Annotated in this window: 14 protein-coding genes; 6 read left to right on the top strand and 8 right to left on the bottom strand. The window is 69.5% G+C overall.

Annotated features, from left to right (window positions below; translation table 11 throughout):
* The first annotated feature begins 10 nt into the window (after nt 1-10).
* Nucleotides 11-1,288 (top strand): NAD(P)/FAD-dependent oxidoreductase, encoded by a 1,278-nt coding sequence (locus ASC46_RS08575; protein WP_055458861.1) that lies wholly within the window; start codon nt 11-13, stop codon nt 1,286-1,288.
* Between the two features lie 52 nt (nt 1,289-1,340).
* Here ASC46_RS08575 and ASC46_RS08580 read toward each other — a convergent pair whose 3' ends face one another.
* From ASC46_RS08580 to ASC46_RS08600, 5 genes are all read right to left on the bottom strand, one after another.
* On the bottom strand, nt 1,341-2,804 hold the full coding sequence (locus ASC46_RS08580; RefSeq protein ID WP_055458862.1) for an NAD-dependent succinate-semialdehyde dehydrogenase: 1,464 nt from the start codon (nt 2,802-2,804) through the stop codon (nt 1,341-1,343).
* 15 nt (nt 2,805-2,819) lie between these two features.
* Nucleotides 2,820-3,863 (bottom strand): tartrate dehydrogenase, encoded by a 1,044-nt coding sequence (locus tag ASC46_RS08585; RefSeq protein ID WP_055458863.1) that lies wholly within the window; start codon nt 3,861-3,863, stop codon nt 2,820-2,822.
* Nucleotides 3,864-3,875: 12 nt separating this feature from the next.
* Nucleotides 3,876-5,339: an aldehyde dehydrogenase family protein gene (locus ASC46_RS08590; protein WP_055458864.1), complete on the bottom strand. Its 1,464-nt coding sequence runs from the start codon at nt 5,337-5,339 to the stop codon at nt 3,876-3,878.
* A 128-nt stretch (nt 5,340-5,467) separates the two neighbouring features.
* Nucleotides 5,468-5,821, bottom strand: a complete 354-nt coding sequence (locus ASC46_RS08595) for a cupin domain-containing protein (protein WP_055458865.1) — start codon at nt 5,819-5,821, stop codon at nt 5,468-5,470.
* A gap of 25 nt (nt 5,822-5,846) precedes the next feature.
* Nucleotides 5,847-6,770, bottom strand: a complete 924-nt coding sequence (locus ASC46_RS08600) for a 2-hydroxyacid dehydrogenase (RefSeq protein WP_055458866.1) — start codon at nt 6,768-6,770, stop codon at nt 5,847-5,849.
* A gap of 217 nt (nt 6,771-6,987) precedes the next feature.
* On the opposite strand from ASC46_RS08600, the gene ASC46_RS08605 reads away from it, so the two are divergent.
* A complete protein-coding gene (locus ASC46_RS08605) occupies nt 6,988-7,875 on the top strand; it encodes a GNAT family N-acetyltransferase (protein ID WP_055458867.1) in 888 nt (295 codons plus the stop codon).
* A gap of 63 nt (nt 7,876-7,938) precedes the next feature.
* Here ASC46_RS08605 and ASC46_RS21935 read toward each other — a convergent pair whose 3' ends face one another.
* Nucleotides 7,939-8,427: a hypothetical protein gene (locus tag ASC46_RS21935; protein ID WP_072249460.1), complete on the bottom strand. Its 489-nt coding sequence runs from the start codon at nt 8,425-8,427 to the stop codon at nt 7,939-7,941.
* Nucleotides 8,428-8,747: 320 nt separating this feature from the next.
* Between ASC46_RS21935 and ASC46_RS08610 the strand changes: the two genes are divergently transcribed.
* Genes ASC46_RS08610 through nagA form a run of 3 tightly spaced genes read left to right on the top strand, consistent with a single transcriptional unit; the run spans nt 8,748 to nt 11,258 of the window.
* Nucleotides 8,748-9,080, top strand: coding sequence for a hypothetical protein (locus tag ASC46_RS08610; RefSeq protein ID WP_055458868.1), 333 nt, complete (start codon nt 8,748-8,750; stop codon nt 9,078-9,080).
* A gap of 28 nt (nt 9,081-9,108) precedes the next feature.
* Nucleotides 9,109-10,128, top strand: coding sequence for an SIS domain-containing protein (locus ASC46_RS08615; RefSeq protein ID WP_055458869.1), 1,020 nt, complete (start codon nt 9,109-9,111; stop codon nt 10,126-10,128).
* Nucleotides 10,128-11,258: an N-acetylglucosamine-6-phosphate deacetylase gene (gene nagA / locus ASC46_RS08620; protein WP_055458870.1), complete on the top strand. Its 1,131-nt coding sequence runs from the start codon at nt 10,128-10,130 to the stop codon at nt 11,256-11,258. Before ASC46_RS08615 ends, nagA begins: the two co-directional genes overlap by 1 nt.
* A 119-nt stretch (nt 11,259-11,377) precedes the next feature.
* Here nagA and ASC46_RS08625 read toward each other — a convergent pair whose 3' ends face one another.
* Nucleotides 11,378-12,175 (bottom strand): APH(3')-II family aminoglycoside O-phosphotransferase, encoded by a 798-nt coding sequence (locus ASC46_RS08625; protein ID WP_055458984.1) that lies wholly within the window; start codon nt 12,173-12,175, stop codon nt 11,378-11,380.
* A gap of 346 nt (nt 12,176-12,521) precedes the next feature.
* On the opposite strand from ASC46_RS08625, the gene ASC46_RS08630 reads away from it, so the two are divergent.
* The gene (locus tag ASC46_RS08630) at nt 12,522-13,160 is read left to right on the top strand and encodes a class I SAM-dependent methyltransferase (protein ID WP_055458985.1); all 639 of its coding nucleotides are present in this window, start codon (nt 12,522-12,524) and stop codon (nt 13,158-13,160) included.
* A 31-nt stretch (nt 13,161-13,191) separates the two neighbouring features.
* Here ASC46_RS08630 and ASC46_RS08635 read toward each other — a convergent pair whose 3' ends face one another.
* Nucleotides 13,192-15,549, bottom strand: a complete 2,358-nt coding sequence (locus ASC46_RS08635; RefSeq protein WP_055458871.1) for a caspase family protein — start codon at nt 15,547-15,549, stop codon at nt 13,192-13,194.
* Nucleotides 15,550-15,927: the final 378 nt, after the last annotated feature.

A 15,927-nucleotide genomic window follows, 5' to 3' on the forward strand; every position in this document is an offset into this window, starting at 1 on the left:
GGCTCAGCCCATGCAGTTCCGGTCCTACTGGCACGACACGGCGCCGCCCTTCGCGGGCGCAGCCTCCGGCCCGGTCGAGGGCGCCTATGACGTCGCCGTCGTCGGCGGCGGCTTCACGGGGCTCGCTGCCGCGCGTGCGCTCGCGATGGCGGGTGCAAAAGTCGTGGTGCTGGAGGCCGGCACCGTCGGTTGCGGCGCCTCCGGCCGCAACGGCGGCCATCTCAACAACGGCCTCGCGCACAGCTTCATCGCCGCCAAGGCGGCGCTGGGGACCGAGCGGGCGATCGCGCTCTACAAAGCCTTCGACGATGCGGTCGACACGATCGAGCGCCTCGTCGCCGAGGAGGGCATCGATTGCGCCTTCCGCCGCGCCGGCAAGCTGAAGCTCGCCTCCAAGCCCGGGCATCTCGACGCGATCGCGCGCAACTTCGAGGCGGTGCATCGCGAGGTCGATCCCGACACGGCCCTCCTCGGCCGGGCGGATCTTGCCGGCGAGATCGGCTCCGACGGCTTCCACGGCGCCATGCTCTCGAAGAAGAGCGCCATGATGCACATGGGTCGCTTCGTCACCGGCATGGCCGACGCGGCCGTGCGGTACGGCGCGGTGATCCACGAACATGCGCCCGTGACCGCACGGCGGGAGAAGGGCGGTCGGCATCTCCTCGGCACGCCGCGCGGCAGCCTTTCGGCCAGGGAGGTGCTGCTGGCGACAGGGGCCTACACGAGCGGGCCCTTCGCCTGGTTCCGGCGGCGCATCATCGCGGTGGGCAGCTTCATCATCGCGACGCGGCCATTGAGCGAGGCCGAGATCGCGGCGACCATGCCGGGCAACCGCACCGCGGTGACCTCGCTCAACATCGGCAACTACTTCCGCCTCGCGCCCGACAACCGCCTGATCTTCGGCGGGCGCGCGCGTTTCTCGGCCACCTCCGATGAGGCGTCCGATGCAATGAGCGGCGCCATCCTGCGGGCGAGCCTTGCACGCATCTTCCCCCAGCTGGCCGATGTCGAGATCGACTATTGCTGGGGCGGCCTCGTCGACATGACCAGGGACCGCTATCCCCGCGCCGGCCGTACCGACGGCGTCTGGTATGCCATGGGCTATTCCGGCCACGGCGCGCAGTTGTCGACGCATCTGGGCATGATCATGGCCGATGCGATCCTCGGCCGGTCCGACCGCAATCCCCTGAAGGACCTCGCCTGGCCGGCGGTGCCCGGCCATTTCGGCAAGCCCTGGTTCCTGCCGCTGGTCGGGCTCTATTACAAGATGCTCGACCGCATCCAGTAGGCACATGATGCTGCAGGCGCCGGGAGGATCCCCCGGCGCCTTTTCCATGCGCTCAGGCAAGGCCGCCCATGTGGAAGGCCTTGACCTCAAGATATTCCTCGATGCCGAGCTGCGAGCCCTCGCGGCCGAGGCCGGACTGCTTGACGCCGCCGAAGGGCGCGACCTCCATCGAGATGGCGCCGGTGTTGAGCCCCACCATGCCGAATTCGAGCGCCTCGCCGACGCGCCAGGAGCGCCGCAGGTCCTGCGTGAAGAAATAGGCCGCGAGCCCGAAGGGCGTTCCGTTGGCGATCCCGATCGCCTCCTCCTCGTGGCGGAAGCGGAAGAGCGGCGCCACCGGCCCGAAGGTCTCCTCGCTCGCGAGCAGCATATCGGTGCTGGCGTCGCCGAGCACGGTCGGGGACGCGTATTGCGGCCCGTCCGGCACCTCGGCGGCGCTCGCGAGCCGCCGGGCGCCCTTGGCGAGCGCGTCCGCGACGTGGCGCTCGATCTTCTCGATCGCGGCGGCATTGATCATCGGGCCGATGGCGACGCCCTCCTGCGTGCCGGGGCCGACCTTCATCGCCGCGACCTTGGCCGACAGCTTCTCGGCGAACCGGTCGTAGATGCCGTCCTGCACGAGGATGCGGTTGGCGCAGACGCAGGTCTGGCCGCCGTTGCGGAACTTCGAGGCGAGGACGCCCTCGATGGCGAGGTCGAGATCGGCATCGTCGAAGACGATGAAGGGCGCATTGCCGCCGAGCTCCAGGCTGAGCCGCTTGATGCTGTCGGCCGCCTGGCGCATGAGCAGGGCGCCGACGCGCGTCGAGCCGGTGAAGGAGAGCTTGCGCACCGCGGGGTTGCCGGTCAGTTCCGCCCCGATCGGCGTCGGCATGCCGGTGACGATGTTGATCACGCCCGCCGGAATGCCCGCGCGCTCGGCGAGCACGCCGAGCGCCAGCGCCGAGAAGGGGGTCAGCTCCGAGGGCTTGATGACCACCGTGCAGCCGGCGGCGAGCGCCGGGGCGACCTTGCGGGTGATCATTGCATTGGGGAAGTTCCAGGGCGTGACGATGCCGCAGACGCCCACCGGCTGCTTGAGCACCACGATGCGCCGGTCCGCCGTCGGGGCAGGGATCGTCGTGCCGTAGATGCGGCGCGCCTCCTCGGCGAACCATTTGACGAAGGAGGCGCCGTAGCGGATCTCGCCCCGCGCTTCGGCAAGAGGCTTACCCTGCTCGCGCGTCAGGATCAGCGCGAGGTCCTCCAGATGCTCCAGCATCAGCGCGTGCCACGCCTCCAGCAGCGCGGCGCGCTCGGCGGGCGTCCTGGCACGCCAGGGCTCGAAGGCGGCGGCCGCCGCCTCGATCGCGGCGCGGGTCTCCTCGGCGCCGGCATCGGGCACCGTGCCGAGCACCGACTGCGTGGCCGGGTCGATCACATCGAGCGTCCGGCCGGCGGAGGCTCCGCTCCAGCGGCCCCCGACGAGGCAGGCCTCCCGGACGAGGCCGGGATCGCGAAGGCCTTCGATGGTCATGTCGTTCGTCTCCTGTCAGGCGAGTGCCGCGAGCACGGCGGCGGTGATCTCGGTGGTGCGGTGCTTGCCGGGCTCTGTGCCGATGCCGCGTGCGGTCGCAGCTTCGATGGCGGCCATGACGGCCGCCGCTGCGGACGGCTCGCCCAGATGCTCCAGCATCATCGCCCCGGACCAGATCGCCGCGATCGGATTGGCGATGCCGAGATGGGCGATGTCCGGCGCCGAGCCGTGCACCGGCTCGAACATCGACGGGGCGGTGCGGTCCGGATTGATGTTGGCCGAGGCGGCGAAGCCGAGCCCGCCCTGGATGGCGGCGCCGAGATCGGTCAGGATGTCGCCGAACAGGTTGGAAGCGACGACGACGTCGAGGCTCTCCGGCGCCATCACCATCCGCGCCGCCATCGCGTCGATGTGGTAGTTCGTGACCGTGACGTCCGGATAGTCGGCGGCGAGCCGCGTCGTGACCTCGTCCCAGAACACCATGGAATGCTTCTGGGCATTCGATTTGGTCACCGAGGCAAGCTTGCCCCGCCGCCGGCGCGCCTCTTCGAAGCCGAAGCGCAGGATGCGCTCCACCCCCTTGCGCGTGAAGATCGACGTCTCCACCGCGACCTCGTCGTCCGTGCCGTTGTGGACGCGGCCGCCGGCCCCGGAATACTCGCCCTCGGTGTTCTCGCGGATACAGAGGATGTCGAAGGCGCCTGCGCGCAGCGGCCCCTCGACGCCCGGCAGCAGGCGGTGCGGCCGGATATTGGCATATTGCACGAAGGCCTTGCGGATCGGCAGCAGCAGCCCGTGCAGCGAGACCGCATCGGGCACGCGCGCCGGCCAGCCGACCGCGCCGAGCAGGATGGCGTCGAAGCTGCGCAGGGTCTCGATGCCATCCGCCGGCATCATCTTGCCCGTCCGCTCGTAGAAGTCGCAGGACCAGGGAAAGGTCGTGCCTTCAAGGGAAAAACCGGCGCCGCGCGCCGCCTTGCCCAGCACCTCCCAGGCGGCTTCGGTGACGGGCACACCGATGCCATCACCCGGAATGAGGGCGATCTTGTAGGATTTCACTGGTCTTCCTCCTCAGATGGCGATAAGGACGCTCTTCGACCTGCGGTTCGCGAGATAGGCCTCGCGGCCGAGGTCCTTGCCGAGCCCCGATTGCTTGTAGCCGCCGGTCGGCAGGATGTGGTCGCGCGAGCGGCCATAGCGGTTGATCCACACCGTGCCGGCCTCCAGCCGGCCGCTCAGGCGCAGCGCGCGCGACAGGTCCCGCGTATAGAGGCCGGCGCAGAGACCGTAGGTCGGATGATCGGCAAGCGCGAGCGCCTCCTCTTCCTCGCGGAAGGTTTGGACGGTGAGCACCGGCCCGAAGATTTCCTCCGCGACGGCCCGGGAGTTGGCGTCGACGCCGTCGATGAGGGTCGGGGCATAGAAATAGCCCGGCCGGTCGAGGCACTCCCCGCCGAAGCGGCACTGGGCGCCCTGCGCGAGGGTGGCATCGACGATGCTCTTTATGCGGCCGAGCTGGCGCGCGGAGACGATCGGCGCATAGCCCGTGGCCTCGTCCCAGGTCGGGCCGGGCCGGATCGCCGCCATATGCTTGGTGATCAACCCGATGAGCTCATCCGCGACGGTTGCCTCAACGATGAGCCGGGAGCCCGCGACGCAGACCTGGCCGGCATTGGCGAGGATGCTGCGGGCGATGGCGCCGGCGGCGAGCGCAAGGTCAGCGTCGGCGAAGACGAGCTGCGGGCTCTTGCCGCCGAGCTCCAGCGTCATCGGCTTGATGCCGGTGCGCGCGACATTCTCCATGATCGCCGCCCCGGCGCCCGTCGAGCCGGTGAAGCTGATCTTGGCGATGTCGGGATGGCTGGTGATCGCCGCGCCGGTGGTGCGCCCGTCGCCGAGCACGACGTTGATCAGCCCCGCCGGCAATCCCGCCCGCACCGACAGCTCGGCCATGAAAAGCGTGGCGAAGGGCGTCATCTCCGACGGCTTGAGCACCACGGCATTGCCGGCGGCGAGAGCTGGGCCGAGCTTCCAGGCGGCCATCGAGATCGGGAAGTTCCACGGCGTGATGGCGCCGATGACGCCATAGGGCTCCGTCGCGATCATGCCGACGCTGTCGGCGGCTGTGGGGGCGAGGTCGCCCCCTTCCTTGTCGGCGAATTCCGCGAAGAAGCGGATCTGCTCGACCGTGATCGGAATGTCGACCCTGATCAGCTCCGCGACCGGCCGGGTCGACGCCACCGCCTCCAGCCGCGCCAGCGTCATCGCCTCGGCCGCGATGAGATCGGCCCAGCGGTGGAGGGCATCGACGCGCTCGCGCGGCCGCACCCGGCCCCAGCCGCTGGTCGCGAGGGCCATTCTGGCGGCGCCGACGGCGCGATCGACGATGCCGGCATCGGCGACCGGACAACTGGCGAAGGCCACGCCGTCTGAGGGGCGGTGAAGCGTGATGCCATCGGCCGCGGCCACGCGCTCGCCGCCGATGAAATGGACCTGCGGCATGATGACCGCGGCAGGATCGAAACTCAGCGACAAGGGCTCATCTCCGCATGCGGCCGCAAGCCTCACATGCCGCGGTCCGCAGGTGCGATCGGAAGGACGGGCTGGCTCGACGGGAAATCCCGTTCGCCGCGCCCGTGACGGAGAAACCTGCCGCCACGCGTTCAGCCGACGACGACGTAGATCTTGCGCACGGTCTCGATGGTCTTCCACACGCCGACATAGCCGGGCTTAATGACGAAGCTGTCGCCGGCACGGAAGATGCGCGGTGCCTTACCCTCTTCCGTGAGCTCGACGACGCCTGACAGGATGTAGCAGAACTCGAAGGTCTCACCCTTGATGGAGCGGGTCTCGCCGGGCGTCGCCTCCCAGATGCCGGTCTTGACGGTGTCGTCGCGGGAGGCGTCCTGTGCCCAGGTCTTGAAGGCGGGATCGCCGGCGATGAGCCGGTCGGGCGCCGGCCTGCTGTGCCTGGGCTCGTCGGTCGGGGCAAGATCGAGCTGAACGAGAAGGGACATGGGTCAACCTTTCCTGGTGGGGGTGTCAGTAGCCGCGGCCGCGGTCGACGAGGCCGATGAGCGGCAGGCCGGCCCGGTGGCGGCGGATGTTGTCGATGACGGCCTTGGCCGCCGGCGCGGCCTCGACCTTGCTCGCGACGTGCGGCGTCAGGATCACCCCGGGGTGGTTCCAGAGCCGGTGATCCGCCGGCAGCGGCTCCGGGTCGGTGACGTCGAGGACGGCGCCCGACAGGTGGCCGCTGTCGAGCGCCTCGATGAGGGCCGCCTGGTCGAGATGCTGGCCGCGCCCGACATGGACGAGCCCGGCACCGGCGGGGAGCCGCGAAAAGAGATCGGCGTCGAGGATGCCGACGGTTTCCGGGGTGAGGGGCAGCAGGCAGATCAGGATGTTGGTTTCGGCGAGGAGGGCGGCCAGGCCCTCCTTGCCGTGGAACGAGCGGATGCCGTCGAGCGACCGCGGCGAGCGGCTCCAGCCCGCGATCGGGAAACCGAAGGGCTTCAGTCGTTCGATGACGGCCGAGCCCATCATGCCGAGGCCGAGCACGCCGACGCGTCGTTGCGTTGCCGGGAGGAGGTCGTGCGCCTGCCAGCGCGCCTCCTTCTGCTGGGTGATATAGAGCGGCAACTGCCGATGCAGGGCGAGCACGCCGAGCGTGACATATTCCTGCATCATGCGCGTGATGCCCTCCTCGACCATGCGCACCACGAGGACGTGCGGGGGCAGGGCATCCGTGTTCAGCTGGTCGATGCCGGCGCCGATCGAGAACAGGATCTCGAGGCTGGAGAAGCGGCCGAGATCGTCCGGCGCCGTCCAGGTGATCAGGTAGCGCACGTCGGCGGGATCGAAGGCGTCGCCGTTCCGCACGAAGCGGATGTCGGGGAGTTCCTCAGCAAAACGCGCCGCGAACACCCTGGCGCGCTCCTCGGTGGAGTTGAAGAGGAAGGTCAAGAGGCGTTCTCCGGCAACATCGGGATATCGGGGGCGCGAACAAGATAGGCCGGGCGCAGCGGCCGTCCCTTCGTTTGTGTGCGCGCCGACGGTCGAACCTGCCGAAATGCCGCGGAAGAACAGTGCTTCCTGTCGAGAGAATGGTTTAGAAAGAGCTCTGGGCTGGTGGCCCGATCGTTCCCGCCCGCGCGGCGGGGACTCGCCGGAGCTTTCGATTTTGGAGACCGACGTTCAACTGCAGCTGGATGCCTTCGAGGTCACCCTGCGCGATATCGCGGTAGTGGGCATCGACCAGCTGCACGCCCTGTCCGTCGCGGTCGGCTGGCCCCATCGTGAGAGCGACTGGCGCATGCTGCTCGACCTGGGACGGGGCATCGCGGCCGTCGACGAGATCGGCCGCGTGGTCGGCTCTGTCATGTGGTTCCGCTATGCACCGGACTTCGTCAAGGTCGGCATGCTGATTACGTCGCCGCGCCTGCAGGAGCAGGGTGCCGGACGCTGGCTGATGCAGCGCGTGCACGAGCTGAACAAGGGGTCGGTGTTCGGCCTCACGGCGACGCGTGCGGCGAGGCGGCTCTATCGCTCGCTGGGTTATGGCCATGAGCAGAAGGTCCTGCAGTGCCAGGGCCGGGCCGTTGTGCCCGCGGATGTGCGGGCCGTCGTCGCGGGCAGCCTCAGGCCCGTCCGCCCGGCGGATCACGATGCGCTGCTCGATCTCGACCGGGCGGCGGTGGGCTGCGACCGGTCCGCCATGTTCCGCCGGCTGCTGCCGCTATCGACGGGTCACGTGCTTGTCCGCAACGGCGAGACGGTCGCCTTCGCGCTCTGCCGCCAGTTCGGGCGCGGCCATGTCATCGGTCCGGTGATCGCTGCCACCGAGGAGGACGCGATTGCCGTCGCGATGCCGCATGTCGAAGCTCACGCCGGCGGTTTCCTGCGCGCCGATACGCCGGCCGCCAACGCGGCCTTTACCGGCTTTCTCGCCGCCGCCGGCATGCAGGTCCATGACACGCTGACATCGATGGGGCTTGGTCGCGCACCCTTCAGGCCGGCGAGCGCCGATGGCCCGCGCCGCATGGCGCTCGCCAGTCACACACTCGGCTGAGGCGCCGATCGTCGCGACCGGCTCGCAGGACGCGAGGCAGGGCTGCATCGCATCTGTGCGACGTTAGGACGATCGGGGTCTGGCCGTTAGCGTCCGTCGCCGCCATCCTGGCAGTATGGGTTGCGCCGACGGCGATCTCTCCCCTGGCGCTCGGCCGCTCGATGGCCGCGAGGTGGAAATCGACGGGACGGGCGCCGATGGCGCAGCCGCCGGGCAGCGAGATAGGGCCTCTCCGAGCCGGGCCGCGAGCGGCCCGAGCATGCGGAAAGAGGCCCGCATCTTGCGGACGTAGATTGCTTCGGTGTTGGTCAGCGAGCCGGAGGAAATCGAGAGTACGCGGGATGGGCCCACGTCCATCGCGGTGCCGAGCCGGCGCAGCAGGGCTAGCATCGTATGCAGGTCGGCAGCATCCGCAACATTGCTCAACGGGAGCGATTGGCCGCTGAGGAGGCTAGCCGCCAGCACCGGCAGGGCCGCGTTCTTCGCGCCGGGACCTGGACGGTACCCTCCAGGCGCACGCCGCCGATGATCGCGTGTCTGTCCAAGGCGCATGCCTTCCTGCGGGGCAGGCCGGCCGACCCCGCCAAGCGGATCGGAGAGAGCCCGTTGTCAACCAGTTGCGGTCTTCTTTCGAGCGCTTCGTCACGCCAGCGGGGTCGTTGCGGGGAGGGGGTTGTGCACGGCATCCTTGGTTCAAGCCGCTTGGAGTCGATGACCCATCCCGTGAAAGTCCGTTGCGTCGGTTCTCCGCGCAGTTTACTCCGGTATCATAGTGGTTATGGAGCGGTGGCATGACCAGGGCAGGCCTGATCGGCCATACCGAACGCCGCAGCCTCAAGTACCGGAACCTCGAGAAGCTTCTGGGCGAGTAGATGCTGCGCGCGCTCGTACGGGGACAGGAGAAGGCGATTGGCACCGTCTGGGCGGTGCTGCCGTCGCTCCAGCGGGTCATCCCGCTGGCAAGCTCCATCGCCGCGCGGGGACATCGTGGCGAACGTCACCGCTGCAGCCCGGCCGCGGCCCGGGCAGCTCTCGAAAAGGCGACATTCCAGGTCAAGCTCGCCATCTTCGTGGTGCAGGGCCTGTCGCCGGCCGAGGCCGAGCAGGCCTCGCGCGCGTCCGGCGAAGACCTGCCTGCGGTGACGGCGGCGGCTTTCGAGGGAAGGTCACAGCAGCCCGCCGATGCCCCGAAGGACGAGAGCTGATGGCGATCCGGAGGGTGTGTTGAATCCTATGACTGAGATGGAGCGGGAGACGCGGGAGGCACCGCAGGCTGTCGCCCGGCTTCTCGACGCCAGCCTCGACGACCTGACGGCGCTGGGTCGCCGCCTGTCCGGCATGGCGCCGCCGATCGTCGCCACCTGCGCGCGCGGCACGTCTGACCATGCGGCGGGCTATCTGAAGTACCTCCTCGAGATTGCGACCGGCACGCCCGTCGCCTCGCTTGGGCCTTCGCTGGCGTCGGTCTACGACGCGCCCTTGCGCCTGCGCGGCGCCGTGCTGTTCACGATCTCGCAGTCGGGCCAGAGCCCGGACATCGTTGCGCTGCAGGCCGCCGCCCGGGCGGCCGGGGCGCTGACGGTCGCCCTCGTCAATGTCGACGACAGCCCGGTGGCGCAGGCGGCCGATGTCGCCATCCCGCTCCAGGCCGGCGTCGAGCGCAGCGTGGCGGCGACGAAATCCTTCATCGCTGCCGCCGCCGCGGCTGCCACCATTGTCGCGGCCTGGGCCGGCGACGAGCGCCTGCTCGCAGCGATCCGGGGTCTGCCCAAGAGCCTTGCCGAGGCGCTGGCCGCCGACTGGTCCGCGCTCGAGGAGCCATTGTCGACGGCCTCTTCATGCTACATGGTCGGCCGCGGGCCGGCCCTGGCCATCGCGCAGGAGGCGGCGCTGAAGAGCAAGGAAACCGCTGCCATTCATGCCGAGGCCTTCTCGACTGCCGAGATCATGCACGGCCCCTTGCGCCTCGTGCGCGCGGATTTCCCGATCCTCGCCTTCCTGCCGGAAGACAGGGCGGCCGCGGCCGGGCGCGCCGCCTTGCAGCGCCTGCAGGCGGCCGGCGGCCACGTCTTTCCGGCGGCGACAGCCGACGCGCCCGGCAAGCGGCTGCCCGTCGCGGCGACCGGTCACGCCCATCTCGATCCTCTGTCGATGGCGGTGTCCTTCTATGGACTGATCGAGAAGGTCAGCCGTCTGCGCGGCTTCGATCCCGACCGCCCGCCCCATCTCCTCAAGGTTACGGAAACCGTCTGATGTCTCTCACAGCCATGGTCGGCGCCCGCGTCTTCGACGGCGATCGGATCCGGGAGGAGGCGGCGGTCCTCGTCTCCAGCGGCACCGTCCTCGACGTGGTGCGGGCGCAAGACGTGCCCGCGCATGCCGAGCGCCGCGTGCTCGACGGCGGGCTGCTGGCGCCGGGTTTCGTCGACCTGCAGGTCAACGGCGGCGGCGGGGTCATGCTCAACGACGGGCCGAGCGGCGAGGCGATTGAGCAGATCGCGGCCGCGCACCGGCCTTTCGGCACGACGGGGCTGCTGCCGACGCTGATCACGGACACGCCCGCCGTGACGGCGGCGGCCATCGCCGCCGCGGCAGAGGTGGCAGGGCGGATCCCCGGCGTTCTCGGCCTTCATCTCGAAGGGCCGCACCTGGCGCCCGCCCGCAAGGGTGCGCATCTGGCCGAGTTGATGCGTCCGTTGACGGAGAACGACGTTGCCCGCCTGATCGAGGCGAGGGAGCGCATCGGGGTGCTCATGGTGACCGTGGCGGTCGAACAGGCGCCGCTGCGGCTCATCCGCCGCCTGGCCGATGCCGGCGTCATCGTGAGCCTCGGCCACACCGATGCCGGCTATGACGCAGCGCGGGCGGCCATCGATGCCGGCGCGCGCGCGGTCACCCACCTCTTCAATGCCATGAGCCAGCTGGGCAACCGCGACCCGGGCATGGTCGGCGCCGCCCTGGCGGCCGGCGCCGTGTTTTGCGGGATCATCGCCGACGGCCACCACGTGCATCCGGAGAGCCTGCGCGTGGCGCTGGCGGCCAAGCGCGGGCCGGGACGGCTCTATCTCGTCACCGATGCGATGGCCTCGGTCGGCTGGAGCGGCGACAGCTTCACGCTGGGCGGGCGCACGGTCTATCGCCGCGGCGGCCGGCTCACGCTCGCGGACGGCACCCTGGCCGGAGCCGACATCGACATGGCGAGCGCGGTGCGCTATGCGGCGCGGGACCTCGGCCTCGGCACGGAGGAGGCGCTGCGCATGGCTTCCCTCTATCCGGCCGAACTGATCGGCGACGCAAGGCGCGGACGCCTGCGCCGTGGTGCAGTCGCCGAGATCGTGCATCTCGACGACAATCTCTGCGTGCGCGGCGTCCTTGGGTTCTGATCCCCGATCCGGCCATCTGGTTCCATAAGAACGCTTATGCGATTCTGGAGAACTGTTCGAGCGACCTCGCCCTCTTCCCTTCCGAACGGGAGGCGGCGGGGCCGATAGGCGGAGCGCGTTCAGAAGAACTCGTCGAGCAGACGGTAGAAGGCCAGACGATCGGGATCGACCGTTCCGCCGTAATGCCGCAGGAAGGGTTCGACCCAGTCCTCGCCGAGATTGTGGCGGATGCTCCAGCTTGCCAGCGCCAGATCCTGGTGGCGGTCGGCCACGCCGAGCCTGCCGCAGTCGACGAAGCCGGTGAAACGCCCGTCCTGGGCGAGGAGATTGGGCAGGCAGGCGTCACCATGCGTGACGACGAGGTCCTCGCCTTCGGGACAGCTTGACAGCAGATCGTTGAAGAGGTCGGCCGCGCTGCGGCCGCGGCGCTCATCGTCGAAATCCTCCTCGTCTACCAGCCCGGCATCCATGCGCGTCCGGGCGAGCGCGATACGCGGGCGGAGTCCATGATCGAAGGGGCAGGTGCGTGCGGCGAGCGCGTGCAGCCCACGCAAGGCTTCCGCCGCGATGGTCACAATCTGCCCGGGCGCGAGATCGGTCGAGGAGGCAAGGTCGCGGCCGGCCACGGCACTCATGAGAAGCCAGCAGCACTGCGCCTCCTCGGCCTCGGCGAGGACCCGCGGGCAGGCGATACCCTGCCCGGCCAGCCAGCGCAGTCGCGCTGCCTCTCCCGGCAACTCACACAGCGGTCCGACCGGCTCCGCCTTCACGAACAGGGTCGGACGGCCATGTGCCTCGAGCCGGTAGACCGCCGCCTCGGAGCAGCCGATGGTCTGCGGCCGGCAGGCATAGCCGGCAAGATCGCCGACCCAGGCACGGGGCAACTCCACGGCCATCTGCGCATTCGCCAGAACCATCGGCTGCATTCCTTTCCGCACCCGTCCGGGCTGCCGGTCGCCGCCCCAGTATTCGAACCAAGCAACTAACCATCCCGTCGCCCACAGGCAATGCCGGCCGCAGACCCTGGATGACGTGCGCACGATGTTGCGACGGCGGTTGCGCCGGCCCCCTGCCGGCCGAAGCGATTCTCATGGCATCCATCATGTGGATCGACTGCTGAGCCATGTGCCGCTCGAGTGGCGCGGATGCGCCTGTTGCCGGAGGTGGCGCAGATGGCGAAACTGCTGGTGTTGCGAAGCGGGCCGCCACGATCTAACCCACCGCATATCAGGGCAAGCTTTCCTGCCCAGAGAGAACGGCATGATGAGCACCGCCAGCGACGCTCGCTTCTGGGACAGGTCTTCCCGCAGATATGCTCGCTCCGCCATCGCGGACCAGCTTGGGTACGAGCGCACTCTCGAACGCACGCGCGCCCATCTGCGGCCCACCGATGATGTGCTGGAACTCGGTTGCGGCACGGGAACGACGGCATTGCGACTTGCAAGCGGCGTTCAGAGCTATCTCGCGACGGACCTTTCCCGCGGCATGATCGCGATCGCCGAAGACAAGCTGGCGGCAGAGCCGGTCCCGGCACTGTTGTTTCGCACGGCGACGGCCGAGGAACTGATCCACGACGAAGGCCGGTTCGACGTCGTCCTCGGTTTTAACTACCTGCACCTGGTGCGTGACGTGCCGGGCACCTTGCGTGGCATTCACACGCTGCTGAAGCCCGCAGGTCTGTTCATCTCGAAAACCCCTTGCCTCGGAGACATGAACCCGCTCATCCGGCTGCTCCTGCTGCCCGCGATGCGGGCTGTCGGACAAGCGCCGCATGTCAATTCGTTCGATACATCCGCGTTGGACCAGCTGATCACCGGTGCGGGGTTCGACATTCTTGCCCTGGAGACCCACGCCAGCAGAGGAAGGGACCGGCGTCCCTACATCGTGGCCCGCAGGCGATGATCACTGGACCGGGCGTCGATTCACCACGCATCTATGGTTGCGGGCAGTCCGCGCCTTCTGGGCAGCCGCGCCGGCCAGGTCCGCGCGGGCCGCGCTCCGCCGCTGGACCGGACGGCTGCTGACGGGGGGCCTGCATGCGCGGCTGTTCGGGCGCGGGCCGTTCTGGACGCGGCATGGCGGCGGGGGCGCGGGGCTGTTCTGCGCGACCCGGCCGTGCGTCAGGCATGACCGGTGCGCGCCAATCGAAACCGGATGGACGTTGCGGCTGCACCGGCCCTGATCGTTCTTGTCGGGGCGGCGCCTCGCGAACGGACGGCTGCGGCATGCGTACCGGGGGAGCGGTCTCTGAAGGCGCGGGCTCGCGTCGGGGACGGGTGCCGGCGGGCGCCTGCCTCGCCGGTTGCCGCGGCTGAATTTCGCTCGGCGCCGTCTGCCGACCGGGAGCGCCCGCAGCGGGCGGGCGCTCAGGCGGGGCGGCGTCTCGCCCCGGCCTCGACGACCTTTCCGGCGTGCTGCGCTGCGCTGGGGCCTGGCGCTCGGCGGGCCGAGTTCTCCTTTGCGGCCGAGCCTCGTCGCTGGGCTCCGTCCGCTGGCCGCGAAGCTCGTCGGGCACGGGTACCGGCGCGGGTGGCGCCGCGCCCTCGCCCGGCACCGGCAGTTCGCCCGGCGCGCGGCGCTGCCGCGGCGCTTCGCGATCTGCCGGTCGAGGCGTTCGCTCTCGCCGTGGCCGGACCTGATCGGCAGGAGCCCTTTCCGGGTCGCGCAGGTGGCCCGGCGCGGATGCGGGCGGCGCCGCGTCCCGGTCCGGTACAGGCGGTTCACCCGGAGCGCGGCGCTGGCGGGGCGCCTCGCCTCGCTGGGCGGGCGCGGGTGAGCCGGGCCGGGCATCATCGGCCGGCTGCGGCGCCCGGTCGCCCTGTGGGGCCGTGCGCTGCGGGGCAGGCGGGGTCGGGGGCGGTGGCTGATCGGTGTCCGGGCGCGCGCCTTCGGGCGCCGCCGGCGCAGGCGCGGTTCGCGGCACCTGAACGTCGATGACCCGTTGCGGATCCAGTGCCGGACGGAAAACGCCTTCCGGCCGCCGCCGCGCTGCGCTCGGCAGGGGTACTTCGGTGGGGATCGGCAGGAAGCCGGCTGTCGGCGGAGGCGGCGGCGGCAGGCGCTCGAATTCGGTCGGCCGCGGCGGCAGGATGGCGACGGGGAGCGGTGGCGGTGGCGGCAGGTCGCGGATCTCGTAGATCTCGGCATAATCCTCGAACTCGTCCGGCAGCCGTGGCGGCAGGTCGTCATATTCGATGATGTCGAACCGGCGCGGCGGCTCGAGCGCGACCGACAGCCTCGAAAGGCGGCGGCGGCTGTCCACGGCATGCGGCCCGCGCGGATAGCGGTGCAGGTAGGTCCAGTATGCTTCCGGCGAATCCGTGAGGAGGGTGCGGCGCCAGATCAGCGCTTCGCGCCGCTCGGCAAGGATGACACGCACGCGCCGGGCCATCGGATCCCGCGGATAGATACGCAGGAACTCCTGGTAGACCGGAATGGTGTCCTCCTCGATGGCATAGACATAGGCTTCCGGAGCCGGAAGCCGCGCGATCGAACGGCGCGGCGGCGGGCCGGCCACCGGCGCCGATCCCGGCTCGGGCTCAAAGAAGAAGAAATCGGCATCGCCGATATTGACGCTGTCCCAGGGCGTCTGCCGGCCGCCCGTCTCCTCGTGCACGCGCAGCCGCACCCGCCCGAAGAGCACATCGATCGGCAGGCCGGGCTGCTGCATCATTTCGGCGAGCGCCGTGGCATAGGGGCCGTAGGGGCCCTGCCCTTCCGGCGCGACCGAGTTGGGCGCCGCGGAGTAGGCAATGGCGAACCCCTGCGGGGGGTCGATGATGGCGAGACCTGGCGCGATCGGCTGCCCGCCAAGCTCCGGATGGGGGCGGGCGGCGTCGAGGATCACGATGCGTACGCCGGCCGAGGCGCCCGCCAGCGAGCGAAGCAGATCCGAGATCCTGAAGCCCTCGAGCGGAACATCGCTGTCGTTGCTCAGCCGCGCATCGACGGGCAGGAAATAGTTCTCTCCCTCAAGCTGCAGCGCCTGTCCCGCCAAATAAACGACGATAGCCGCATCCCGGCCCGCTCCCTGGACCTTGTCCAGGAACGCCCGCATGGCATGGCGCAGGTCGTCGCCCTTCAGGTCAGCGCCCCCCGACACGTCGAAGCCGGCGGTTCGCAAGGTCTGGGCCACGAGGCCGGCGTCATTGAGGGTGGTCGGCAGGCGGCCGCTCGGATAATCGGCCTGGCCGATGACGAGCGCAAACCGTTCCTGCTGGGCGAAGGCGGTTCCGGCGCCCACGGTCAGAGCGAAGGCCATGATGATCAGAAATAGGGTCCGGCGAAGCATATCGCGTTTTCCTTTGCCGCAGCCAGCCCCGGGTTTCCTGTCGCGATGCAATAATGATTAGACTGAAATGAGCTATTGATAATCGTTCTCATTCCAAAAGAACCATGCTCAAGTAAATAGGTCATTGTTGATTATTTTATGCTTGTCACCATGTGTTTGCTATGGCCGCTCGGCCCTTTCTTTGTAAGTCTGGTCCAGTGCTGTCGGGTCGCTTTGCGTCCCTTCGGCACGAGGGAAACGCCCGGCCGGACATTTCGTTCCAGTGCGGAGGACGTCCAAAGGCTGCGCGAGGTGCCGGTCGCGGATGGCACGGCACCTCATCAGACGCAGCAGCCCGCAAAAGCGTGAGCCGGGCATTTCGGGTCGGTCCGGGGCGGC

Origin of the sequence: Chelatococcus sambhunathii (assembly GCF_001418005.1) — a bacterium.
Classification (GTDB): domain Bacteria; phylum Pseudomonadota; class Alphaproteobacteria; order Rhizobiales; family Beijerinckiaceae; genus Chelatococcus_A; species Chelatococcus_A sambhunathii.